The 23,350-nt window shown below is 69.6% G+C and carries 16 protein-coding genes; 11 read left to right on the top strand and 5 right to left on the bottom strand.

Going from position 1 to position 23,350, the window contains the following annotated elements:
- Positions 1 to 56: 56 nt before the first annotated feature.
- Genes A4F85_RS27275 through A4F85_RS27250 form a run of 6 tightly spaced genes read left to right on the top strand, consistent with a single transcriptional unit; the run spans position 57 to position 6,621 of the window.
- On the top strand, positions 57 to 806 hold the full coding sequence (locus A4F85_RS27275; protein WP_012207528.1) for a DUF969 domain-containing protein: 750 nt from the start codon (positions 57 to 59) through the stop codon (positions 804 to 806).
- A 1-nt stretch (position 807) separates the two neighbouring features.
- Positions 808 to 1,761: a DUF979 domain-containing protein gene (locus A4F85_RS27270; protein ID WP_043825613.1), complete on the top strand. Its 954-nt coding sequence runs from the start codon at positions 808 to 810 to the stop codon at positions 1,759 to 1,761.
- 16 nt (positions 1,762 to 1,777) lie between these two features.
- Positions 1,778 to 2,446 carry a pyroglutamyl-peptidase I gene (pcp, locus tag A4F85_RS27265; protein ID WP_013800620.1) on the top strand — a complete coding sequence of 223 codons (669 nt, stop codon included), beginning with the start codon at positions 1,778 to 1,780 and terminating at the stop codon, positions 2,444 to 2,446.
- 34 nt (positions 2,447 to 2,480) lie between these two features.
- On the top strand, positions 2,481 to 3,239 hold the full coding sequence (locus A4F85_RS27260; protein WP_012207525.1) for a LamB/YcsF family protein: 759 nt from the start codon (positions 2,481 to 2,483) through the stop codon (positions 3,237 to 3,239).
- A 9-nt stretch (positions 3,240 to 3,248) separates the two neighbouring features.
- On the top strand, positions 3,249 to 4,844 hold the full coding sequence (locus tag A4F85_RS27255) for an urea amidolyase family protein (RefSeq protein WP_063328374.1): 1,596 nt from the start codon (positions 3,249 to 3,251) through the stop codon (positions 4,842 to 4,844).
- A gap of 49 nt (positions 4,845 to 4,893) precedes the next feature.
- Entirely contained in the window at positions 4,894 to 6,621 is a 1,728-nt protein-coding gene (locus A4F85_RS27250; protein ID WP_013800623.1) for an acetyl/propionyl/methylcrotonyl-CoA carboxylase subunit alpha, read from the top strand.
- Positions 6,622 to 7,392: 771 nt separating this feature from the next.
- Here the strand turns inward: A4F85_RS27250 and A4F85_RS27245 are convergent.
- On the bottom strand, positions 7,393 to 9,303 hold the full coding sequence (locus A4F85_RS27245) for a bifunctional metallophosphatase/5'-nucleotidase (RefSeq protein ID WP_063328373.1): 1,911 nt from the start codon (positions 9,301 to 9,303) through the stop codon (positions 7,393 to 7,395).
- A 148-nt stretch (positions 9,304 to 9,451) separates the two neighbouring features.
- Here A4F85_RS27245 and A4F85_RS27240 point away from each other — a divergent pair, with 148 nt between their 5' ends.
- Positions 9,452 to 11,971, top strand: a complete 2,520-nt coding sequence (locus A4F85_RS27240) for a heavy metal translocating P-type ATPase (protein ID WP_063328372.1) — start codon at positions 9,452 to 9,454, stop codon at positions 11,969 to 11,971.
- A 13-nt stretch (positions 11,972 to 11,984) separates the two neighbouring features.
- On the opposite strand, the gene A4F85_RS27235 is transcribed toward A4F85_RS27240, so the two are convergent.
- From A4F85_RS27235 to A4F85_RS30940, 3 genes are all read right to left on the bottom strand, one after another.
- Positions 11,985 to 12,689, bottom strand: a complete 705-nt coding sequence (locus tag A4F85_RS27235; RefSeq protein ID WP_063328371.1) for a riboflavin synthase — start codon at positions 12,687 to 12,689, stop codon at positions 11,985 to 11,987.
- 100 nt (positions 12,690 to 12,789) lie between these two features.
- Positions 12,790 to 13,665, bottom strand: a complete 876-nt coding sequence (locus tag A4F85_RS27230; protein WP_063328614.1) for a hypothetical protein — start codon at positions 13,663 to 13,665, stop codon at positions 12,790 to 12,792.
- Positions 13,666 to 13,820: 155 nt separating this feature from the next.
- Positions 13,821 to 13,970, bottom strand: coding sequence for a hypothetical protein (locus A4F85_RS30940; RefSeq protein WP_013800628.1), 150 nt, complete (start codon positions 13,968 to 13,970; stop codon positions 13,821 to 13,823).
- A gap of 196 nt (positions 13,971 to 14,166) precedes the next feature.
- On the opposite strand from A4F85_RS30940, the gene A4F85_RS27225 reads away from it, so the two are divergent.
- The 3 genes from A4F85_RS27225 to A4F85_RS27215 all read left to right on the top strand — a co-directional run bounded on the left by A4F85_RS27225 (position 14,167) and on the right by A4F85_RS27215 (position 19,635).
- Positions 14,167 to 14,850, top strand: a complete 684-nt coding sequence (locus A4F85_RS27225) for a DUF2760 domain-containing protein (protein ID WP_063328370.1) — start codon at positions 14,167 to 14,169, stop codon at positions 14,848 to 14,850.
- A gap of 2 nt (positions 14,851 to 14,852) precedes the next feature.
- Positions 14,853 to 16,718, top strand: a complete 1,866-nt coding sequence (locus A4F85_RS27220; RefSeq protein WP_063328369.1) for an Hsp70 family protein — start codon at positions 14,853 to 14,855, stop codon at positions 16,716 to 16,718.
- A gap of 61 nt (positions 16,719 to 16,779) precedes the next feature.
- The gene (locus A4F85_RS27215) at positions 16,780 to 19,635 is read left to right on the top strand and encodes an Hsp70 family protein (protein ID WP_063328368.1); all 2,856 of its coding nucleotides are present in this window, start codon (positions 16,780 to 16,782) and stop codon (positions 19,633 to 19,635) included.
- Between the two features lie 93 nt (positions 19,636 to 19,728).
- Here the strand turns inward: A4F85_RS27215 and A4F85_RS27210 are convergent, their stop codons facing one another.
- Complete coding sequence (locus A4F85_RS27210) at positions 19,729 to 21,657, bottom strand: trypsin-like peptidase domain-containing protein (protein WP_063328367.1); 1,929 nt, start codon at positions 21,655 to 21,657, stop codon at positions 19,729 to 19,731.
- A gap of 203 nt (positions 21,658 to 21,860) precedes the next feature.
- On the opposite strand from A4F85_RS27210, the gene A4F85_RS27205 reads away from it, so the two are divergent.
- On the top strand, positions 21,861 to 23,303 hold the full coding sequence (locus A4F85_RS27205) for an NAD-dependent succinate-semialdehyde dehydrogenase (protein ID WP_063328366.1): 1,443 nt from the start codon (positions 21,861 to 21,863) through the stop codon (positions 23,301 to 23,303).
- The last annotated feature ends 47 nt before the right edge of the window (positions 23,304 to 23,350 follow it).

Here is a 23,350-nt window from a genome sequence, read left to right as displayed (position 1 = left end):
CCTGCGGGGCGGCTTGACGGCCGCCCCGCACCGCGGGGTGTGAAGGGGGAATCAACATGCTGACTGACGTCAATCTCTGGCCGCTTATCGGAGTGGCCATCATCGTTGCGGGCTTCGTGCTGCGCTTCAATCCCATGCTGGTCGTGATCGTCACGGCCATCGGCACGGCACTGGCGGCGGGCTTCCCCGTCGACAAGGTGCTGGCCACCATTGGCACGGGCTTCATCAAGACGCGCAACCTGCCGCTGATCATCCTGCTGCCGCTGGCCGTGATCGGCCTGCTGGAGCGCCATGGCCTGCGCCAGCACGCGCAGAACTGGATCAGCTCCATCAAGTCGGCCACCGCAGGCCGCCTGCTCATCGTCTACCTGGCCGCACGCCAGCTGACGGCCGCCGTGGGCCTGACCAGCCTGGGCGGGCATCCGCAGATGGTGCGCCCGCTGCTGGCGCCCATGGCCGAAGGTGCGACCCAGTCGCGCTTCGGCATCCTGCCCGCCAAGGTGCGCGACAAGCTGCGCGCCTACTCGGCCGCCACGGACAACGTGGGCCTGTTCTTCGGCGAGGACATTTTCGTGGCCTTCGGCGCCATCGTGCTGATGACCACCTTCCTGAAGGAAGCCGGCATCGAGGTCGAGCCCATCCACGTCGCGCTGTGGGGCATTCCCACGGCCATCTGCGCCTTCGTGATCCATGCCTGGCGCCTGCGCCGCCTGGACCGCATGCTGGAGCGCGAGCTGGCCCAGTACAAGGCTGGTGTCGAAGCCGACGCAGCCAACGCCAACGCCACCCAAGCCAAGGGAGCCTGAAATGACGCTGACCATCCAACACCTGTACTACCTGGTCGGCTTCGTCCTGGCCGTCACGGCCGTGATGACGCTGCGCGATGCCAGCAACCCCAAGCGCTGGTCCAGCGGCCTGTTCTGGGCGCTGTATGCAGCCGTCTTCCTGGTGGGCAATGAACTGCCGCCCGTGGTCGTGGGCGTGATCGCCGTGGCCATGGCCCTGATCGCCGGTTTTGGCGGCGTGGGCAGCGGCCGCCATGCGCCGCGCAGCGATGCCGAATACCTGGCCAGCGCCAAGCGCCTGGGCAACAAGCTGTTCGCACCGGCCCTGGCGATTCCTCTGATCACCATGGTGGGCACGCTCAGCGCCTCGCACCTGGTCTTTGGTGGCACGCCCCTGCTGGACCCCAAGGCCACCACGCTGGTGAGCCTGGGCGTGGGCTGCGTGCTGGCGCTGGGCCTGGCCTGCTGGCTGACCCGCGAGACGCCCGCCCAGGGCATGCGCGAATCGCGCCGCCTGACCGATGCGCTGGGCTGGGCCCTGGTCCTGCCCCAGATGCTGGGCATGCTGGGCCTGGTGTTCTCGGACGCCGGCGTGGGCAAGGCCGTGGCCTATGTGACCACCACCTATATCAACATGGACATCCGCTTCGTGGCCGTGGCCGTCTACGTGCTGGGCATGGCGCTGTTCACCGTGGTCATGGGCAACGGCTTCGCGGCCTTCCCGGTGATGACGGGCGGCGTGGGCGTGCCCATCCTGGTCGGCGTCTACCATGGCGACCCGGCCGTGATGGCGGCCATCGGCATGCTCTCGGGCTACTGCGGCACCCTGCTGACGCCCATGGCGGCCAACTTCAACCTGGTGCCCGCCGCGCTGCTGGAGATCGACAAGAATGCCGTGATCCGCGCCCAGGTGCCCACGGCCCTGGCCTTGCTGACCGCCAATGTCTTCCTGCTGTACTTCCTGATGTTCCGTTAAAGGACGGACTGTTGCCATGACCGATTCCACTTCCCCGCGCATCCTGGTGACCGGCTTCGAGCCGTTCGAGCAGGACCCTGTCAATCCCTCGTGGGAAGTGGCGCGTGCCCTGCATGGCGAGACCGTGGCCGGCGCCACCGTCCACGGCCTGCAGCTGCGCTGCGTGTTCGGCGAGTCGCTGCGCCAGCTGCAGGAGGCGCTTGCGCAGTTGCAGCCGGTGCTGGTCATCAGCCTGGGCCTGGCCGGTGGCCGCAGCGAGTTCACGCCCGAGCGCGTGGCCATCAATATCGACGACGCCCGCATTCCCGACCATGCGGCGCGCCAGCCCGTGGACCAGGTGGTGATCCCGGGCGCGCCCGCCGCGTACTTTTCCACGCTGCCCATCAAGGCCGTGGTGCACAACCTGCGCGCGCGCGGCATTCCGTCTTCCGTGTCCAACACGGCGGGCACCTTTGTCTGCAACCACGTGTTTTTCGCGCTCATGCACTGGCTGGCCCAGGGCAAGGCGGCGCCGGGCGCGCGTGGCGGCTTCATCCACGTGCCGGCCCTGCCCGAGCAGGCAGCGCGCAAGCCGGGCATGCCCAGCATGTGCCTGGCCGACCAGGTGGCTGCCGTGCGCGAGACCATTCGCACGGCCCTGACCGTGACCCAGGATCTGAAGGAAAACGCCGGCCAGCTGCACTGAGAGCCTGTGCACCGAGTCCGGCGAGGAGAGAACGATGAAAATTGACCTGAACAGTGATCTTGGCGAGAGCCTGGGCGGATGGCGCATGGGCGACGACGCCGCCATGCTCGACATCGTCAGCAGCGCCAACGTGGCCTGCGGATTCCATGCCGGCGACCCGGCAGGCATCCTGGAGACGCTCAAGGCCGCCCGCGAGCGCGGCGCCATGGTGGGCGCCCATGTGTCCTATCCCGACCTCGTCGGCTTCGGCCGGCGCAACATGGATGTGGCCAGCGCCGACCTGGTGGCCGGCGTCATCTACCAGATCGGTGCGCTGCAGGGCCTGGCCCGCGTGGCCGGCACCGAGGTGCGCTACGTCAAGCCGCACGGCGCGCTCTACAACACCATTGCCCATGACAGGCGCCAGGCCACCGACGTGATCACCGCCATGCGCGCCATCGACCCCAGCCTGGTGCTGGTGGCGCTGGCCGGCTCGCCCCTGATCGACTGGGCGCGCGATGCGGGCCTGACCGTGGTGGCCGAGGCCTTTGCCGACCGCGGCTACACGCCCGAGGGCACCCTGGTTTCGCGCCGCGATCCGGGCGCCGTGCTGCACGATGTGGACCAGATCGCCGCGCGCATGCTGTCCCTGGTGCGCGACGGCGTGGTCGAGGCCGTCGATGGCAGCCTGGTGCGCATTGCCGCCGACTCCATCTGCGTGCACGGCGACAGCCCCGGTGCCGTGGCCATTGCACGCCACCTGCGCGAACGTTTCGAGCAGGAGGGCGTGCGCATTTCCTCCTTCGTGGGCTGAGGGCACACCATGCGTTTTCTACCCGTCAACCGGCAGGCCCTGATGGTGGAGCTGGCCGATCTGGATGAAACCCTGGCCCTGCTGGGCTCGCTGCAGCGCGAGCCCATCGATGGCGTGCAGGAGCTGGTGCCGGCTGCGCGCACCGTGCTCGTGCAGTTCGCTCCCGCCAGGCTGGACGTGGCCGAGCTGGTGCGCCGCATTGCCGCGCGCGACCTGGGCCAGCGTGCCGAGCGCAGCAATGTGCTGGTCGAGATTCCCGTGCACTACGACGGCGAGGACCTGGCCGATGTGGCGCAGCTGCTGGGCATCACGCCCGAGGAAGTCGTGCGCCGCCACACGGGCAGCGAGTACGCCGTGGCCTTCACGGGCTTCGCGCCCGGCTTTGCCTACCTCAGCGGGGGCGATCCGATCTTCAACGTGCCGCGCCGCACCACGCCGCGCACGCGCGTGCCGGCCGGCTCGGTGGCGCTGGGCGGCACGTTCAGCGCCGTCTATCCCCAGGCCAGCCCGGGCGGCTGGCAACTGATAGGCCGCACCTCGGCCCGCATGTGGGACCTTGCGCGCGAGCTGCCTGCGCTGCTGCAGCCCGGCTACCGCGTGCGCTTTGTCGATGCGGCCGGCATGGCCCAGGTGGATGAGGCGCCCGCGCCCGCCGTGGCGCAGGCCGCGCCGCATGAAGGCAACGCGCTGCGCGTCAAGGCCACGGGCCTGATGACGCTGTTCCAGGACCGGGGCCGCCTGGGCCAGGCCGGGCAGGGCGTCTCGGCCTCGGGCGCCATGGACCAGGCGGCCTTCAAGGCTGCCAACCGCCTGGTCGGCAATGCCAGCGACCTGGCCGTGCTGGAGACCGTGGGCGGTGGCCTGTCGCTGCAAAGCCAGGGCGAGACCGTGGTCGCCATCACGGGCGCCGATGCGCCCCTGACCGTGACCACCGGGTCCGGCCAGCGCTGGAGCGTGCCGCGCTACCAGGCCGTGGCCCTGGCCGATGGCGACCAGTTGACCGTGGGCCAGCCCGTGGCCGGCGCGCGCTGCTATGTGGCCGTGCGCGGCGGCTTTGCCGTCACGCCCGTGCTGGGCAGCGCCTGCACCGACACCCTGGCGAATGTCGGCCCTGCCGCCCTGGCCGTGGGCCAGGTCCTGCCCGTTCGGCCTGCGGACCGCAAGGCCGTGGCCGCACCCGAGCTGCCGCCCGAATCCCTGCCCACCACCGGGCAGGACGTGGTGCTGGACGTGGAGCTGGGCCCGCGCACCGACTGGTTCACGCCCGAGGCCGTGGCCCTGCTGGCCGCGCAGCGCTGGCAGGTCACGCCGCAGTCCAACCGCGTGGGCCTGCGCGTGGCGGGCGAGCAGCCCCTGGCGCGCGCCGTGGCCGGCGAGCTGCCCAGCGAAGGCACGCCGCTGGGCGCCATCCAGGTGCCCCCCAGCGGCCAGCCCGTGCTGTTCCTGGCCGACCATCCGCTGACGGGCGGCTACCCCGTCATCGGCTGCGTGGCGCCGCACCACCTGGATCTGGCCGGCCAGATTCCCGTGGGCGCCTGGATCCGCTTCAACCCCATTCGCGCCTTCGAGGAATACACCCCCGGCGCGCAAGGCTCCAAGAACTGAACGCGGGGAGCGCCCGGTGGCGTCTGCCCGCAACTGAAAGAAGCTGATCATGAAAAAAGTCCTGATTGCCAACCGTGGCGAGATCGCCGTCCGCATCGCCCGCGCCTGCGCCGACTACGGCGTGAAATCCGTGGCCGTCTACGCCGATGCCGATATCGACGCCCTGCACGTGCGCATGGCCGACGAGGCCTATGGCCTGGACGGCGAGCGCCCGGCCGACACCTACCTGAACATCGCCAAGCTCATCGCCATCGCGCACAAGAGCGGCGCCGACGCCGTGCACCCCGGCTACGGCTTCCTGTCCGAAAGCGAAGCCTTTGCGCGCGCCGTGCTGGATGCGGGCCTGCGCTGGATCGGCCCCACGCCCGAGACCATCGCCAAGCTGGGCGACAAGGTCGAGGCGCGCAAGATCGCCCTGCAGGTGGGCGCTCCCCTGGTGGCCGGCACGCCCGACCCCGTCAAGGATGCCGGCGAAGTGCTGGCCTTTGCCCAGCAGCACGGCCTGCCCATCATCATCAAGGCCGCCTTCGGCGGCGGCGGGCGCGGCATGAAGATCGCGTGGCGCATGGACGAGGTGGAGGAACTCTTTCACTCGGCCGTGCGCGAGGCCGTCACCGCCTTCGGCCGCGGCGAATGCTTTGTCGAGCAATTCCTGGACCGCCCCCGCCACATCGAGGCCCAGGTGCTGGCCGACACCCACGGCAACGTGGTCGTGCTGGGCACGCGCGACTGCTCGCTGCAGCGGCGCAACCAGAAGCTGGTGGAAGAGGCCCCGGCGCCCTTCCTCAGCGACGAGCAGCGCGCCCGCATCCACAGCTCCGCACGCGACATCTGCGCGGCGGCCGGCTACGTCAGCGCGGGCACGGTGGAATTCCTGCTGAGCCAGACGGGCGCCATCTCCTTCCTCGAAGTCAACACGCGCCTGCAGGTCGAGCACCCTGTGACCGAGCAGACCACGGGCGTGGACCTGGTGATCGAGCAGCTGCGCGTGGCCGACGGCCTGCCCCTGTCCATCACCGAAACCCCGGCGCCGCTGGGCCACTCCATCGAATTTCGCATCAACGCCGAAGACGTGGGCCGCGGCTTCCTGCCCACGCCCGGCCCCGTGGTGCGGTTCGATCCGCCCTCGGGCCCCGGCGTGCGCCTGGACACGGGCGTGCAGACCGGCTCGGTCGTGCCCGGCAGCTTCGACTCGCTGATGGCCAAGCTCATCGTCAGCGGCGCCACGCGCGAACAGGCCCTGGCCCGCGCACGCCGCGCGCTGGCCGAGTTCCGCATCGAAGGCCTGTCCTCCGTCCTGCCCTTCCACCGCGCCGTCATCGGTCATGCCGACTTCGTGGGCAACGACGGCTTCAAGGTCCACACGCGCTGGATCGAATCGGACTTCGCCGAGCCCCTGGCCGCCGCCGTGCGTGCCGAGCCGCTGCCCGACGCCAGCCTGGTGCGCTGCGCGGTCGAGATCGACGGGCGCCGGGTGTCGCTGGGCCTGCCTGCGGTGCTGCTGCAGGGGCTGGCATCGGCTGGCGGCGGTGTGGCTGCCGCGCCGGCTGCCGAATCTGCCGTGGACCCCGCTGCCGTCACCTCACCCATTGCAGGAAATCTGCATGCGTGGAAGGTGGCCGATGGCGATACCGTCCAGGAGGGCGATGTGATTGCCGTCATGGAGGCCATGAAGATGGAGATGCAGGTGACTGCGCATCGCAGTGGGGTGGTGGCTTTGGTGGCTGAGGCGGGGAAGGCGCAGGTGCTGGGGGCTGTGATTGCTCGGATTGGCTGATTTCTGGTTGACCTGTTTTTGATTGTTTTGTGCCTCTGGGGGCAGAGGCCGGGTCTCGCCCCGGCAGGCGACCCACTTTCTTATCGCGCGATAAGAAAGTGGGCAAAGAAGCGCGCCCCGCACTGCCCACGACCCTTCGCTTCGCTGCGGGCGACCTGCGTTGGGCGGGATGCGGGGTGTGCCGCAGAACTCGCTTTGCGCTTCGCGCGCCGCTCAAACAACTGCGGCAAGTCAGATGACGAAGCAAGCCTGTCCTTCGGCAGGCTTGCCACCCCGCATCCCGCCCAACGCAGGCGTGGGCAGAAGGGGGAGGCTGGGGGCAACAGCCAACAGCCAACAGCCAACAGCCAACAGCCAACAGCAAAATGCCAAAGGCCAGAAATGCAAACAGCCGACGCGCCACCGCTGCGCTCGGCTGTTTTCTCATGGAGGCCGAGCGAAGCGACGGCCCGGGCAAACTCCCCGTATGTCAGCGCCTGCGGCGTGGTGGTTGCGGGGTTGCAGTCCTGCCGAAGGACAGGACTGCTTCGTGATCTGACTCGCTGCGGTTGTCTGAGCGGAGTTCACGCAGTGAACGCAGCGAGTTCCGCAGCGAACCCCGCAACCGCCACGACGCAGGTTGCCCGCAGCGAAGCGAAGGGTCGCGGACATTCGGGGTCGCCTTCTTTGGCCACCTTTCTTGGCGATCAAGAAAGGTGGTCGGCCGCCGGGCCGAGACCCGGCCTCGAAAAACAACCCCCCGGCAGGGTCTCAAAAAAGAGCGTGAACTAATCAGCGCCCACCCTGAAAACTACGCGTGCTGTACAGGTCCGCCGGCAGCCGCGACAGCAGCGGCAGGCCGGACACCGCATCCACCGGCTGCCGCTCGATGTAGTTGAAGAACACATCGGAATCGAGCACGCCAATGTCCAGACGGCGCGCATCAGGCACGGCCGCCAGCGTCTTGTAGCCATCGCCGCCCGTGGCATTGAAGCTCAGCACGAACAGCTTGTACGTGCGCGCCGTATCCAGCGGCTTCCACGTCTTGCTCGCGTTGTCATACACCTCGATGCCCGACACGCGCTGGCCGGCCGCCGCTGCCGCATTCACGTCAAAGCGCAGGCCGCCCGTGTAGGGGTAGGGGCCGGTCGTGCCGCTGGGGCCGTACACGGCCTGCAGGCCGTCTTCGAGCATGCCCTTGACTTCCGTGCCGGTGATGTCCAGGCGGAACAGCTTGTTGCCGAAGGGCAGGACCTGGATGACCTGGGCGGCCGTGGTCTGGCCCAGCAGCGGGATGCGCACGCCGCCGCCGCTTTGCAGGGTGATGTCGGCGCCGCCGTAGTGGCGGTTGGCTTCTTCCAGGTAGGCCTGGGCCACGAGCTGCTGGATGTCGCCGCCGCGCACGCTGACGCTGCCTTCGGCATTGCAGGCGGCGCTGGACTGGCTGTAGTTCATGGTGCCGACGCCGCCGGGCACGCGGCGCGAGCACAGTTCCTGGGGCACGGTGGCGACCTGCTTGAGGTTGAACTGGGCGACCTTGTCCTTGAACGGCTGCAGCGCGGCCGTGGCCTTGGCCGAGGGCGTGGTCACGCGCAGCACGCCGGTGGCGGCGGCGCTGGCCTTGAGGGCGGTCTTTTGCGCATCGGTGGCGGCCTTGCCGGCGATGGTGAAGCTGTCGCCGATCAGCACATGGGGCGTGCCCGTGCACTGGGTGACGCGGCCGTCGGCGTCGAACTGGACCTTGAGGTCACCGACGACCTGGGCGTACTCCCAGGCCTGGACCACGCAGACGGGGCTGCCGTCCTTGTCGGCCAGGCGCGTGGGGTAGGCGCCGCCGGGCGTGCCCACGCCCGTGGTGTTGAGCACGTCGGGGCCGAGCAGGGTGTGCGAGTCGCCGCCCACGACCACGTCCACGCCGCTGAGCTTGGGCACGATCTGGCGGTCGTACTCATAGCCCACATGGCTCATGACGATGATCTTGTTGATGCCCTTGGCGCGCAGCGCGTCGATTTCGCGCTGGGCCGCCGTGGCCTCGTCCTCGAAGGTGGTGTCGGCATCGGGGCTGGACGATGCCTTGGTCTTGCCCGCAATGGTCAGGCCGACGATGCCGATCTTCTGGCCGCCGCGCTCCACCACGGTGGAGGGGTTCACATAGCCGGGCGCCTTGGCCGCGTTCAGGGCCGAGTTGGCGCCAAAGCGCACGTTGGCGCTGAGCACGGGCGTCTTGCAGCTGCCTGTGCGCAGGCGGTCCAGGAAGGACTTGAGGCCGCTGTCGCCCTTGTCGAACTCGTGGTTGCCCAGCGTGAAGGCGTCAAAGCAGACGGTGTTCATGAGGGCGGCATCGGCCTCGCCGTCGGCGCCTGCACGGTTGAAGTACAGCGTGCCGGTGAGCGCGTCGCCGGCGTGCAGCTTGAGCACGTTGGGCGACTGCGCGGCCAGCTCCTCGATGGCCTGGGTCACGCGCGCAAAGCCTGCGGCGTCCACGGCCACGGCTTCGGCCTTGCCCGTGCCGGCGTCCAGCTGCAGGGTCTTGCTCTTGGACTCCAGCGTGGAGTGGTGATCGTTGATGTGCAGAATGCGCAGCTCCAGCGGCTGGCCTGCGGGCGTGTCGTTGCCGGAGCCGCCGCAACCGGCGATCAGGGCGGAGGCAGCCAGGGCCACGGCCAGCGGGCGCAGGGCGGGGCGATGGGAGGTCAAGGACATGAACGGGTTCTCTCTGTATCGGTTTGTCACGGCCGCCGATGCTGGGCAAGGCTGATGACACGGCGATGAAATCGCCTTGCAGGGGGCTTGACCTTGACATGGTGGCAATCTCTAAAGTGCCTGCATGCGAGAACAAAGGAGTCAGGCAATGAATGCATCGACCAAGGCCGGCATGGCCATAGACCTGCCCGTTCAGGGCATGACCTGCGCCTCCTGCGTGGGGCGTGTGGAACGCGCGCTCAAGAAGCTGCCCGGCGTGCAGGAAGCCGTGGTCAACCTGGCCACCGAAAAGGCCAGCATCCGCTTCGAGGGCGCGGCCGATCTGCCGGCCGCCATTTCCGCCATCGAGAAGGCCGGCTACGAGGTGCCCCAGTCCAGCGTGGAACTGGAGGTGGAGGGCATGACCTGCGCCTCCTGCGTGGGCCGCGTGGAGCGGGCGCTGAAAAAGGTGGAGGGCGTGCAATCGGCCAGCGTGAACCTGGCCACCGAACGTGCAGTGGTGACGCTGGCTGGCAGCGTGGACATGGCGGCCCTGGTGGCTGCGGTACAGAAGGCAGGCTACGAAGCGCGTCCGCTGGGCGCCAGCGCGAACCCGGCCAGTGAAGGCGGCGCTGCGCAGTCGCCGGCCGAAGACGGCACGGAGCAGCGCCAGGCGCGCGAGCGGGCCTCGCTCAAGCGCTCGCTGGTCGTGGCCACGGTGTTCGCGCTGCCGGTGTTCGTGCTGGAGATGGGCGGCCACATGGTGCCGGCCTTCCACCACTGGGTGGGGCAGGCCATCGGCACCCAGAACAGCTGGTATCTGCAGTGCCTGCTGTCGGCCATCGTGCTGTTCGGGCCGGGCCTGCGCTTTTTCCAGAAGGGCATTCCCGCGCTGCTGCGCGGCGCGCCCGACATGAATTCGCTGGTGGCCGTGGGCACCTCGGCGGCGTTTGCCTATTCGCTGGTGGCCACCTTCGTGCCGCAGTGGCTGCCGGCCGGCACGGTGAATGTGTATTACGAGGCGGCGGCCGTGATCGTGGCGCTGATCCTGCTGGGCCGCTTCATGGAGGCGCGCGCCAAGGGCAATACCTCGGAGGCCATCCGCCGCCTGGTGCGACTGCAGGCCAAGACGGCGCGCGTGCGCAAGGACGGCGCCGTGCAGGAAGTGGACATCGCCGCCGTGCGTGCGGGCGACACCATCGAGGTGCGGCCCGGCGAGCGCATTCCCGTCGATGGCGAGGTCATCGAGGGCAGCAGCTTCGTCGATGAATCCATGATCAGCGGCGAGCCCGTGCCGGTCGAGAAAACCCCGGGTGCCGAACTGGTCGGCGGCACGGTGAACCAGAACGGCGCTCTGGCCTTTCGCGCCACCAAGGTGGGCGCGGACACGCTGCTGGCGCAGATCATCCGCATGGTCGAGCAGGCCCAGGGCTCCAAGCTGCCCATACAGGCGCTGGTGGACCAGGTCACCATGTGGTTCGTGCCGGCCGTGATGGCCGTGGCCCTGCTGACCTTCGGCGCCTGGCTGGCCTGGGGGCCGTCGCCCGCACTGAGCTTTGCGCTGGTCAATGCCGTGGCCGTGCTCATCATCGCCTGCCCCTGCGCCATGGGCCTGGCCACGCCCACCTCCATCATGGTGGGCACGGGCCGGGCCGCGCAGATGGGCGTGCTGCTGCGCAAGGGCGAGGCCCTGCAGACCCTCAAGGACGCCCGCGTGGTGGCCGTGGACAAGACCGGCACGCTGACGCGCGGCCGCCCCGAGCTGACCGACCTGGTGCTGGCCCCGGGCTTCGAGGGCGAGCGCAGCCGCGTGCTGGCGCTGGTGGCGGCCGTGGAAGACCGCTCCGAGCACCCGATTGCACGCGCCATCGTGGATGCTGCCAAGGCCGAGGATCTGCCGCTGGGTGCTGTTGATCGCTTTGAATCGGTGACAGGCTTTGGCGTGCGCGCCCAGGTGGACGGCGTGCGCGTGGAGATCGGTGCCGACCGCTTCATGCGCGAATTGGGCCTGCAGGTGGACACGCTGGCAGACGAGGCCGCGCGCCTGGGCGACGAAGGCAAGACGCCGCTGTATGCCGCGGTGGACGGTCGCCTGGCCGCCATGATCGCCGTGGCCGATCCCATCAAGGACAGCACGCCGGCCGCCATTGCCGCCCTGCACGCCCTGGGCCTGAAGGTGGCCATGATCACCGGCGACAACCGCCGCACGGCCGAGGCCATTGCGCGGCAGCTGGGCATCGACGAGGTGGTGGCCGAGGTGCTGCCCGGCGGCAAGGTCGATGCCGTCAAGCGCCTGAAGGCCGAACACGGCACGCTGGCCTATGTGGGCGACGGCATCAACGACGCGCCGGCCCTGGCCGAGGCCGATGTGGGCCTGGCCATCGGCACGGGCACGGACATCGCCATCGAGGCGGCCGACGTGGTGCTGATGTCGGGCGACCTGGGCGGTGTGCCCAATGCGATTGCGCTGTCCAAGGCCACCATGGCCAATATCCGCCAGAACCTGTTCTGGGCCTTTGCCTACAACGTGGCCCTGATCCCCGTGGCCGCCGGGCTGCTGTACCCCGTCAACGGCACGCTGCTGTCGCCCGTGTTCGCGGCCGGGGCCATGGCGCTGTCCAGCGTCTTCGTGCTCAGCAATGCGCTGCGCCTGCGGCGCTTCAATCCGCCGCTGGCGGCGGGGCGTTGAACGACGAAGGTAGTCAGCCGGGCAGCTTGGGGACTTCGATGAAGTCGTCCAGGCTCAGGCCTTTTTCCTTGAGCAGGGCTTCTAGCACGGGCTGCAGGCGGCCCAGGCTTTGCTGCACGGTCTCGCGCACGGTGTCCACCACGACCTGTGTGCTGCGGTCGATCTCCACATTGAGCAGGTCGCCCACGCCCTTGGACTCGAACACGGTCATGCGGCGCGTCTCGGGGATCAGCCAGACCTCGAACCAGCCTGCCTGGCGGTCCACCTCGGACACCGTGAGGCTGGCGCCGTTGATGGCGATGTAGCCCTTGGCGAACACGTAGTGGCGAAAGCCCTCGGGAATGCCGAAGCGGATGCGGTGGTTGGTGTCGCTGGAGGCCACTTCCAGCACGGGCGAGGTGAAATCCACATGGCCCGACAGCGGATGGCCGCCGATCTCGGCGCCATCCTTTGCCGCGCGCTCCACATTGACGCGCCCGCCCACGACATAGCCGCCCAGCGTGGTGATGTTCAGGCTTTGCAGCATCACATCGAACGTGGCGCGCGTGGGCGAGAGGATCTCCGTCACCGTCAGGCACACGCCGTCGGTGGAGACGCTGGCGCCGATGGCCAGGTCCTGGCAGAAGCCTTCGGGAAAGTCGAGGGTGAAGGTGCGCAGGCCGTTCTGGTCGCGCAGCGCGGCAATGCTTGCCACGGCCTGGATGATGCCGGTGAACACGATGTGGGATTCCTTGGAGCCGCCCGGGCGGCGGCGAAGCGGGTATTTTGCATCGCGGCGCTGCGCTGCGGGGGCGCAGGCCGGCGTGTCCCTGCGGGCATCAGGCCGGTGCTGCGGCTTCCTCCCACCATCCGCTGAGCAGTGCCGGCGGGCGCTGCACCGCATGCACCCAGGCACAGGACGGCCAGGCATCCTGCTGCACGTTCATGCCCGCATAGATGCCGTAGCCGGGGCCGGCCGCGATCTCGCCTTCTGCGTGCAGGGTCTCGCCCGCGCGGATGCTGCAGGCCGCACGGATGTCGCCCAGCGCGCGCATGCCCCAGTCCACCTCGATGTGGCTGCCGCCTTCCACGTCGGCGCCAGCGTAAAGGCCGTGGCCCAGCTCGATCAGGCCGCTGGCGCGGATGCTGCCGCCCGCGCGCAGGCCCTTGCCGCAGCGGATGGCGCCCTGCACCTCGATGTCCTGGCCGGCCTGGGCGCCGCCGGCCAGGCGCAGGTCGGCGCCGCAGCGCAGCTCCCAGCCGGCGCGCACGTCTTCGGCGCGCAGTTCCTCGTGCACGTCCACGCTCCAGGCGGCCTTGACCAGGCCGCCGGCCTGCAGCGGGCCGCTGCAGAAGATGGCGCCGCCGCTGTGCAGGTCCTGGCCGGCCTCGATGCGGCCGGCGTGGATGCCGGCGCCGGCCTGCAGCGTGCGGCCCACGGCCAGCAGGCCGGGCACGCGCAGCTCGCCATGCACGACGACGCTGCCCGCGAAGACCAGGGCATCGGCCTCCAGGTGATCGACCTCCAGCACGGCGTCGGTGGGTCCGAACTGGTTCATGAGCCAGCGCGCGTCCTCGACGCGGCCATCGCCCACCAGGGCATCGAGCACGCGCTGGTAGTCGTTGCCGTCATGGCGGTTGCGCACGAACCAGCGAAAGCCCGCCGCGCAGGGGCTTTTGGCACGCAGAAAGTTTTGGGAGAGTTCCATGTCCATCATCGGCTCCGGGGTCAAGGCGGCTGCGCCATGCGGCGGCGCGGCCGAAAAGGCGTGCAGGCCAGGGAGATGCGGGGCGTGGGCCGGCAGCTCCTGGCATGCGCTTCGCATGCGGGATTCGCTGCGGGGGCCGTGCGGGAAGCTGGGGGTGGACCTCAGGCTTTCCGCACGGCGGCGGAAAGCAGGGCCGTGAAGCCGCACAGGCTGATGAAGGCCGTGGGCACGCCGTGCACGCGCTGCGGCCGCTGCGCGCGCAAGGCGGTGCAGCGGGTCGGGGCGTGGCGGAAAAGGCGTGTATGGGCCATGGACAGGGGCAGGAGCAGCCGCGATTATGCCGCGAGGCCATTCGCGCACGGGGGCATGGGGCCGTGTACAGGACGGGGCTTCGTTGCTTTGGGTAACATCACGGACCCTGCGGGCGCCCGGTGGAGGACCATCGGCGCCCGGTTGCCCTGCTGCGCGGCGATCGGCCCGGCAGGGTCCTCTCGCCAAGAGAAGCCCATGAATTCCAAGACTCCCCCCTCGTTCCTGAGCCGCATCGCCATCGCGATCGGCAGTTTCTTCGCCATCCTCGGCAACGGCCGCCTGGCCGCCGATGTGTCCCGCCTGCGCGACGGCGAGCCGCTGGCCGCCGACGTGCCGCCGCCCGCACCCAAGGAGGTGCGCGTGGAGGTGCCCGTGGACCGGATCGTCGAGATCCGCGTCGAGGTGCCTGTCGAGAAGGTGGTCGAGAAAGTGGTTGAAAAGCGTGTCGAGGTGCCGGTCGAGAAGATCGTCGAAAAGACCATCGTGGAGCCGGCCGCACCCGCTGGCACCGCCGCCCTGCAGCTGCTGGGCCTGCTGCAGCGCGAGGCGCGCTTTGTGGACTTCGTGCAGGAAGACGTGGCCGGCTATGCCGACGCCGAGATCGGCGCCGCAGCGCGCGTGGTGCACGAAGGCTGCCGCAAGGTGCTGCGCGAGCATTTCAGCATCGCCCCCGTGCGTGCCGAGGCCGAAGGCAGCCGCGTCACGCTGGCCGCGGGCTTTGATGCCGCCGCCGTGCGCCTGACGGGCAACGTGATCGGCCAGGCAACCTTCACGGGCACGCTGGGCCACCGCGGCTGGCGCGTGGACGATGTCCGCCTGCCCCAGCTCACCGATCACAAGGCTGCCGCCATCGTGGCCCAGGCCGAGGTGGAGCTGTGAGCATGGACCAGTCCCGTCAATCCTCCCAGGCGCGCTACAGCATCGGCATCGACCTGGGCACCACGCATTGCGCGCTCTCCTATGTGGACCGCCAGGCCAGCGATGGCGAGAAGGTGGAGCAGGGCGTGCTGGACATTCCCCAGCTCACCGGCCCCTCCAGCGTGGAGGCGCGCCCGCTGCTGCCGTCCTTCCTCTACCTGCCGCATGAAAGCGAGCTGACTGCGGCCGACATGGCCCTGCCCTGGGGCGCCAGCCAGGACTTCGTGGTGGGCGAGTTCGCGCGATCGCGCGGCGCGGCCACGCCGATCCGGCTGGTCTCCAGCGCCAAGAGCTGGCTGTGCCATCCGGGCGTGGACCGCCGCTCGCCCCTGCTGCCGGCCGATGCGCCCGAGGAGGTGCACCGCGTCTCGCCCCTGACCGCCTCCATCCGCTACCTGTCGCACCTGCGCTGGGCCTGGGAGCAGGCCCATCCCGAGGCGCCGTTCGACGCCCAGGATGTGACGGTGACCATTCCCGCCTCGTTCGACCCGGCCGCGCGCGAGCTGACGGCCGAGGCCTGCCGCGCGGCGGGCTTCCAGAAGCTCACGCTGCTGGAGGAACCCCAGGCTGCGCTGTACAGCTGGATCCATGCCAGCGGCGGCCAGTGGCGCAAGCAGGTGCAAAGCGGCGAGATCATCCTCGTCGTGGACGTGGGCGGCGGCACCACCGACCTGTCGCTGATCGCCGTGCTGGAAAAGGACGGCGGCCTGGAGCTGCAGCGCGTGGCCGTGGGCGAGCACATCCTGCTGGGCGGCGACAACATGGACCTGGCCCTGGCCTACGGCGTGGCGCGCAAGCTGGCCCAGGAGGGCAAGCAGCTCGACGCCTGGCAGACCCGCGCCCTGGCCCATGGCTGCCGCCAGGCCAAGGAGCAGTTGCTGGCCGACGCCTCGCTGCAGTCCGTGCCCGTGGTCGTGCCCAGCCGGGGCAGCAAGCTCATCGGCGGCAGCATCCGCACCGAGGTCACGCGTGACGAGGTGCTGCAGATGCTGGTGGAAGGCTTCTTCCCGCGCGCAGCCGTCTCCGACAAACCCCAGACCCGCGCGCGCGCCGCGCTGACCCAGCTGGGCCTGCCGTATGCGCAGGATGCGGCCGTCACGCGCCACCTGGCGGCCTTCCTCTCGCGCCAGGCCGGCGCCACCGAGCAGATCGAAGGCCTCAAGGGCACGCAGCCCGAGGGCGCGTCCTTCCTGCATCCCTCGGCCATCCTGTTCAACGGCGGCGTGCTCAAGGCGCCGCAGATCGAGCAGCGCATCCTGGAAGTCGTCAACGGCTGGCTGGCCGGCGAGGGCGCGCAACCCGCGCGCCTGCTGGATGGCGCCAACCTGGACCTGGCCGTGGCGCGCGGCGCCGCCTACTTCGGCCATGTGGCGGCTGCGGGCCGTGGCGTGCGCATCCGTGGCGGCACGGCGCAGAGCTATTACGTGGGCGTGGAAAGCAACATGCCCGCAATCCCCGGCATGGAGCCGCCCATCTCGGCCCTGTGCCTGGCGCCCTTCGGCATGGAAGAGGGCACCGAGGTGGCGCTGGACACCCAGGAATTCGGCCTGGTCGTGGGCGAGCCCGTGCGGCTGCGCTTTTTCGGCTCCTCCGTGCGCCGCGCCGACCAGGTCGGCACCGTTCTGGACTTCTGGGGCCCAGAGGAACTGGTCGAGCTGCAGGAAATCGAGGCCCACCTGCCCGCCGAAGGCCGTGCGCCCGGCGAGATCGTGCCCGTCACCCTGCATGCGCGGGTGACCGACATCGGCACGCTGGAGCTCAACGCCGTGCCCGTGGGTGGCGAAGAACGCTGGAAGGTGGAGTTCGACGTGCGGGCCGATGTAGCGTAGCCCGCCCCTGGGCGGCAGGCCCGGTCCGGGCCGCGCACCGTGCCATGTATTGACTGCCGATATGCCTGATACCGCCGCCTCCGAATCTTCCGCCCCCGCTCCCGTGTCCGGTGCAGCCCACATCGTGGGCATCGACCTGGGCACCAGCCACACCGTGGTGGCGCATGTGCCCGTGGGCGGCACGGCGGCCGACATCGCCTTGCTGCCCGTGGCGCAGCGCGTCTCGGCCAGCGAGGTCGCGGCCCAGGTGCTGCTGCCCTCGGCGCGCTACCAGGCGGCGCCCGGCGAACTGGGCGATGCCTGGGAGCAGCCCTGGCCGGCGCTGGGCGCGGATGCGCAGGCGCCCGCCGTCAATGGCCGCTGGGCGCGTGACCTGGGCGCGGCCGTGCCGTCGCGCCTGGTGGCCAGCGCCAAGAGCTGGCTCTCGCATGCGGGCGTGGACCGCACGGCGGCCATCCTGCCCTGGGGCGCGCCCGAAGAGGTGGCCCGGCTGTCTCCGCTGCAGGCCTCGGCCAGCTACCTGGACCATGTGCGCCAGGCCTGGGACCGCGCCCACCCCGGCGCGCTGCTGCGGGACCAGCTGGTCGTGCTGACCGTGCCGGCCTCGTTCGACGAAGGCGCGCGCGCACTCACGCTGGAGGCCGCGCAGCTGGCCGGCCTGCCTGCGGTGCAATTGCTGGAGGAACCCAAGGCCGCCTTCCACGACTGGCTGGTGCTGCAGGGCGAGCATCTGGCGGCCGAGCTGGCGCACTGCCGCCTGGCGCTGGTGGTGGATGTGGGCGGCGGCACCACCGACCTGACCCTGATCCGCGTGCAGCCCGGTGACGCTGGAGGCCTGCCCGTGCTGACACGCACGGCCGTGGGCGAGCACCTGATGCTGGGCGGCGACAACATGGACCTGGCGCTGGCCCATCGGCTGGAGCCGCAGTTCGCCCCGCCCGGCGAGCGCCTGCCCGCCGCACGCTTCGCGCAGCTGGTGCAGCGCTGCCGCATGGCCAAGGAACAGTTGCTGGCCGACGATGCGCCCGAGTCCGTGGCCGTGACCCTGCTGGGCAGCGGATCGAAGCTGCTGGCGCAGACGCGCACGGCCACGCTGCGCCGCGATGAGGTGCGCGAGGCCGTGGTCGAAGGCTTCATGCCGCTGGCCGGCCTGCAGGATCTGCCCACCCGGCGCCAGGGCGCTTTGCGCGGCCTGGGCCTGCCCTATCCTGCCGATGCGGCGATCACGCGGCACCTGGCGCAGTTCCTCGCGCAGCACGCGGCTGGGGAGCTGCCCGATGCGGTCCTGCTCAATGGCGGCGTCTTCCACGCCCATGCGCTGGCCCAGCGGCTGGTGGCGCAACTGCAGGCCTGGCGCGGCCAGCCGCTGCGCCTGCTGCATAACCCGCATCCCGACTGGGCCGTGGCACGCGGCGCGGCGGCGCATGGCCTGGCCATGCATGTCCAGAGCCGTCCGCCTGAGGATCTGCCGGAATCGGAGGAGGCCCGGATGGTGCCCGCCCCGGTACCGCGCATCGGCGGTGGCTCGCCGCGCAGCTACTGGCTGGTCCTGCCCGAGAAGGCGGGTGCCGCACCACAGGGCATCTGCCTGCTGCCGCGCGGCACGGAAGAGGGCGTGCGCATCGTGCTCTCCGGCCGGCGCTTTGCGCTGCGCCTGGGCCAGGCCGTGCGCTTTTCCCTGGTGGCCAACAGCCTGGCGGCGGCGCCTGCGCAGGCCGGCCGCATCGCGGCGCTCGACGGCGAGGGCTGGGTCGAGCTGCCCGCCCTGTCCACCGTGCTGCCTGCGCCCGAGGGCCGGGACAAGGCCCAGGTCGAGGTGCAACTGCAGGCCTGCATGACCGAGGTCGGCACGCTGGAGGTGCGCTGCGTGGCCGCCGACGATGCGCAGCGCCAGTGGCTGCTGCCGTTCAGCGTGCGCGGTGCGCTGGCCGCAGATGGGCAGGACACCGGCGATCGTTCTGCCCGGCAGGGCCGGCTGGCCGACGCCGTGGCCCTGATCGAGCGCATCTTCGGCAGCCAGGCGCAGGAGGTGACTGCCAAGGATGTCCGCCAGCTGCGCCAGTCGCTGGAGCGACGGCTGGGCCCGCGCGAGGACTGGGACCTGCCGATGCTGCGCGCACTGTTCGACGCCCTGCTGGCCCGGGCCAGGCGCCGCCGCCGCACGGCCGAGCACGAGCGCGTCTGGCTGAACCTGGCAGGCTGGTGCCTGCGCCCCGGCGTAGGCGCCGAGCTGGACGGCTGGCGCATGCAGCAGGTCTGGCAACTGCATGGCCAGGGCCTGGGCCATGGCGGCGAGGCGGCCAACCGCACCGAATGGTGGGTCTTCTGGCGCCGCGTGGCCGCGGGCCTGGATGAGGCCCGGCAGATGGAGCTGCTGGAAGAGGTTGCCGGCCACATGCAAAAGGCCGTGCAGCAGACCACGCAGCGCAGCCAGGGCAAGTCCGCCCATGGCAGCTACGACGACATGCTGCGCCTGTTCGCCGCCATGGAGGCCGTGCCCTGGCAGTACCGCCAGGAAATGGGCCAGTGGATGCTGCAGCGGCTGAAGCACCCTGGTGAATCCGTGCAGACCTGGTGGGCCATAGGCCGGCTGGCCGCGCGCATGCCGCTGGCGGCCAACGCCCACCGCGTCATGCCGCCCGAGGCTGCGCAGGAGTTCCTGGACGCCACCCTGGCCCAGGACTGGCGCCGCAATGAAACCGCCATGTTCGCCGCCGTGCAGATGGCCCGCATGACGGGCGACCGTGCGCTGGACCTGTCCGATGCCCAGCGCTCCCTGGTGCTGGAGCGGTTGCGCGGCGCCGGTGCGCCGCAGCGCTGGATCGACCTGGTGGAACAGGTCCAGCAGATGGACGCCCAGGATGCGAAGCGCAGCTTTGGGGATAGCCTGCCGCCTGGGCTGGTGCTGGTGGGGTGACGGCTGTTGCTCCAAGAAGAAGGCCCCGCAGTGCGGGGCCTTCTTCTTGGGGGCGCACTGCGGTGCAGTGCGCCGGGCCGGGCAGTGCTGGGCTTATTGCGATGGCCAGACGTAATAGGCGATGCCTTCGTTGCGGAAGCGGGCAAAGGTGGCGATCACATAGTCGCGTTCGCTGGCGTTGGCTGTATAGAAGTGGGCTCCGGAGTCCAGGTTGTAGAACTGGTAGACGGGCACGCTGCCTGCGACGGCATTCTTTTGTGCGTACCAGGTCGGGCCTTCGTAGATGAAACGGGCAAAGGTCTGGTGGACGTAGTCGCGAACGCTTTCACTGATGGTGTAGTAGTGCGCTCCCGAATCCTGGTTGTAGAAGCGAAAGACGGGGCTCAGGTCTTGCTGGGGCTGGGCAGAGGCATAGAAAGCCACGTTCTCGTATTGAAACTCCGGGAGCTTGGCGATCACGTAATCGCGCTCGGCAACGCTGCCTGTGTAGAAGTGGGCGCCCGTATGCGCGTTGTAGAAGCGGTATACAGGGCTGCGCGCCGTGGTCGCACTGGCTGCCAGCCATTTCTGGAGGGCGGAGTACAGCAGGTCGAAGCGCCCGTAGATCGAGGTGCCGCCAGATGCAGAGCAGGTTTGGTCGTCACCCCCATAGAGCGTGCCTGCCAGCCGACCCTGCAGGAACAGGCCCGAGCCACTGCTGCCCGGCTGCGTCAGCCCCTGGTTCCAGGTCACAAGGTTGAAGCCGCCGTTGCCCTTGCTGTCGTTGGAGCAAAGCATCGTGCCTTCACTCGACGGCTCGCATGCGACCGAGCCATAGACCGTGCCGAAGCTGATCTTTTGCAGGTCGCCACGGGGATGGTGTATGCCCACGACGCTGGCACCGCTCGTCAGCGTCTGCGTGGTCCAGCCGGAGAAGACTGCGCCAGCGGGAGGCGTGTCGTTGAGGCGCATCAGGGCACCGTCATAGGTTGCCGTTGCGTAGAGCAAGGTTGCGCCGTTGCGCAGAACCTTGTTCCCGGATGACAGCGTGCGGCTGTTGCACGAGGGCGTGCGATAGAACCACGAGGTCTCCAGCGTAGAAGCCACGGTCTGGCTGCTGATGCAATGGTTGGCCGTGACGAAGTAGGGGGTGCCGGAGCTCGCCGTGTCGTTGAGCAGGGTGCCCGAGCAGACATAGCCCATCCCATCCTTGATGTAGAGCATGCGGGCCACGGCGTTGCGTTGCGAGCTGTATGCGTCGTAGCAGGTGGAATCCAGTTGGCAGGGCAGGGATTCGTTGAGCTGTGCCGAGAACTGCATCTCGCCTTCCAGCGGCAGCGAGAGGTTCTCATGCACATGCATCACACGCGGGATGGCGATGCGCAGCGTCTCGGCCGGGACGCCCGGGGGCAGTTCGATCTCCAGCGTCACCTCGTCGCCGCCCGTGTCGGGAGTCCACCAGGTGCGGCCGTCGGTGCCTGTGTCGCCCGCGTCCAGGTTGGCCTGCAGAACCTGCAGAATGCGCTGGCCGGCAATCTCGTAGGCGCCTGCGCGGTTTTGCTGCGCATAGACGCGCAGCAGCGCGTTGCCGGGCAACTGGTTCATTTCCACGCCCAGGCGTATGCCATAGGCGCCTTCCGAGCGCACGCTGACGGCTGCCACGTGTGCGCCGGAGGCGGTGGTGCTCCATTGCAGTTGCGATGCCAGTGCGTCCACCGTGGCCGTTTGTGCACTCAACCGCTGGGCGCCCACCTGCATTGCGCCGCCTGCCGGTGCCGATGCGGCGCGGTATTCCTTCCATGCGCCCAGCTCCACGCGCAGCGGCGTGACCTCGGTGGCTGCAGCCTGGCTGCGTGAAGCCAGGAACTCCCGAGGCGTATCCTGCGGCTGGACGCGCGAGTCCACGCTCATGCGAGGGATGAACTGAGGCACATCGGCGGCGCCCTCCTGCCCCCATGCCAGCCCCAGGCTGCCTGCCAAGGCGAGCGCCAGCGCGACGCTGCGCAAACCCCTGCGCGCAGTGGTGTCGAAAAGATCGGTCATGAGCTCCCTCTCAACGGATTGGTGGATATTGCGAAACCCGGGCATTTTAGGTGTTGTGTGCGTGACAGCCCGGTGACGGCACCGCCGTCCGGCGCTTCCTAGAATGGTCGCTGCGCTGCAGCGGCAGCCGGGTGCGGACACTGCGAGGACCGTGCCTGCACCACACATCTGCCCCCTGTCATCTACCAAGGATCTGATCCAGCATGAGCCATTCCTACTCCGACACCCAACTCCTGATCGACGGCCAATGGCAGGACGCCGCCAGCGGCAGGAAGATTCCCGTGCGCAACCCGGCCAGCGGCGAAGTCATCGGCCATGTGGCCCATGCCGACGTGGCCGACCTGGACCGTGCGCTGGCCGCAGCGCACCGCGGTTTCGAGGTCTGGCGCAATGTCTCGGCCCATGAGCGCGGCGCCGCCATGCGCCGTGCCGCCGCCCTGCTCAAGGAGCGCGCCGACGAGATCGCCGCGCTCCTGACGCAGGAGCAGGGCAAGCCCGTGGCCGAGGCCAAGGGCGAAATCCTGGCCGGCGTGGGCATCATCGAATGGTTTGCCGACGAGGCGCTGCGCGTGTACGGCCGCATCGTGCCCTCGCGCCGCCCCGAGGTGCAGCAGCTGGTGATCAAGGAGCCCGTGGGCCCCGTGGCCGCCTTCACGCCCTGGAACTTCCCCGTCAACCAGATCGTGCGCAAGATCGGCGCGGCGCTGGCCACGGGCTGCTCCTTCCTGTGCAAGGCGCCCGAGGAAACGCCGGCTGCGCCCGCAGCCCTGTTCAAGTGCTTTGTCGATGCCGGCGTGCCGGCCGGCGTGGTGGGCCTGGTGTTCGGTGATCCGGCCCAGATTTCCTCCTACCTGATCGCCCATCCCGTGATCCGCAAGGTCACGTTCACCGGCTCCACCGCAGTGGGCAAGCAGCTGGCGGCGCTGGCCGGCCAGCACATGAAGCGCTCGACCATGGAGCTGGGCGGCCACGCGCCGGTCATCGTGGCCGAGGATGCCGACGTGGCCCTGGCCGTGAAGGCCGCAGGCGCGTCCAAGTTCCGCAACGCGGGCCAGGTCTGCATCTCGCCCACGCGCTTTCTGGTGCACAACAGCGTGCGCGAGGAATTCACGCGCGCCATGGTCGCCCATGCCGAAGGCCTCAAGGTCGGCGATGGCCTGGCACAGGGCACGCAGATGGGCCCGCTGGCCAATCCGCGCCGCGTCACGGCCTTGTCCCATCTGATCGAGGATGCGCAAAAGCAGGGCGCCAAGCTGCTCACGGGCGGTGCCTCGCTGGGCGGCGCGGGCAACTTCTTCGCTCCCACGGTGCTGGGCGACGTGCCGCTGAGCGCCGAGATCTTCAACCAGGAGCCCTTCGGCCCCGTGGCCGCCATCCGCGGCTTTGACGATCTGGGCGAGGCCATTGCCGAGGCCAACCGCCTGTCCTACGGCCTGGCGGCCTATGCGTTTACGCGCTCCATCAAGACGGCCCACCAGCTGGCCCAGCAGGTCGAGACCGGCATGCTGTGGATCAACCAGCCTGCCGTGGCTTCGGCCGAGATGCCGTTCGGCGGTGTCAAGGATTCGGGCTATGGCTCCGAGGGCGGCCCCGAGGCGCTGGAGGCCTACCTGGTCGCCAAGGCCGTGTCGATCGCGGCGGTGTAAGACAGGCATCTGCCCCATGGACTAGGCCGTCCCACTCGCGTGGGACG

This window comes from Delftia sp. GW456-R20 (assembly GCF_001622915.1).
Classification (GTDB): domain Bacteria; phylum Pseudomonadota; class Gammaproteobacteria; order Burkholderiales; family Burkholderiaceae_C; genus Comamonas; species Comamonas acidovorans.
This window is presented reverse-complemented; position numbering and strand designations above follow the sequence as displayed.

Coding starts and splice junctions, on each gene's coding strand:
- A4F85_RS27275 (WP_012207528.1), top strand. CDS start 57: ATGCTGACTGACGTCAATCTCTGGCCGCTTATCGGAGTGGCCATCATC.
- A4F85_RS27270 (WP_043825613.1), top strand. CDS start 808: ATGACGCTGACCATCCAACACCTGTACTACCTGGTCGGCTTCGTCCTG.
- pcp (WP_013800620.1), top strand. CDS start 1,778: ATGACCGATTCCACTTCCCCGCGCATCCTGGTGACCGGCTTCGAGCCG.
- A4F85_RS27260 (WP_012207525.1), top strand. CDS start 2,481: ATGAAAATTGACCTGAACAGTGATCTTGGCGAGAGCCTGGGCGGATGG.
- A4F85_RS27255 (WP_063328374.1), top strand. CDS start 3,249: ATGCGTTTTCTACCCGTCAACCGGCAGGCCCTGATGGTGGAGCTGGCC.
- A4F85_RS27250 (WP_013800623.1), top strand. CDS start 4,894: ATGAAAAAAGTCCTGATTGCCAACCGTGGCGAGATCGCCGTCCGCATC.
- A4F85_RS27245 (WP_063328373.1), bottom strand. CDS start 9,303: ATGTCCTTGACCTCCCATCGCCCCGCCCTGCGCCCGCTGGCCGTGGCC.
- A4F85_RS27240 (WP_063328372.1), top strand. CDS start 9,452: ATGAATGCATCGACCAAGGCCGGCATGGCCATAGACCTGCCCGTTCAG.
- A4F85_RS27230 (WP_063328614.1), bottom strand. CDS start 13,665: ATGGACATGGAACTCTCCCAAAACTTTCTGCGTGCCAAAAGCCCCTGC.
- A4F85_RS30940 (WP_013800628.1), bottom strand. CDS start 13,970: ATGGCCCATACACGCCTTTTCCGCCACGCCCCGACCCGCTGCACCGCC.
- A4F85_RS27225 (WP_063328370.1), top strand. CDS start 14,167: ATGAATTCCAAGACTCCCCCCTCGTTCCTGAGCCGCATCGCCATCGCG.
- A4F85_RS27220 (WP_063328369.1), top strand. CDS start 14,853: ATGGACCAGTCCCGTCAATCCTCCCAGGCGCGCTACAGCATCGGCATC.
- A4F85_RS27215 (WP_063328368.1), top strand. CDS start 16,780: ATGCCTGATACCGCCGCCTCCGAATCTTCCGCCCCCGCTCCCGTGTCC.
- A4F85_RS27210 (WP_063328367.1), bottom strand. CDS start 21,657: ATGACCGATCTTTTCGACACCACTGCGCGCAGGGGTTTGCGCAGCGTC.
- A4F85_RS27205 (WP_063328366.1), top strand. CDS start 21,861: ATGAGCCATTCCTACTCCGACACCCAACTCCTGATCGACGGCCAATGG.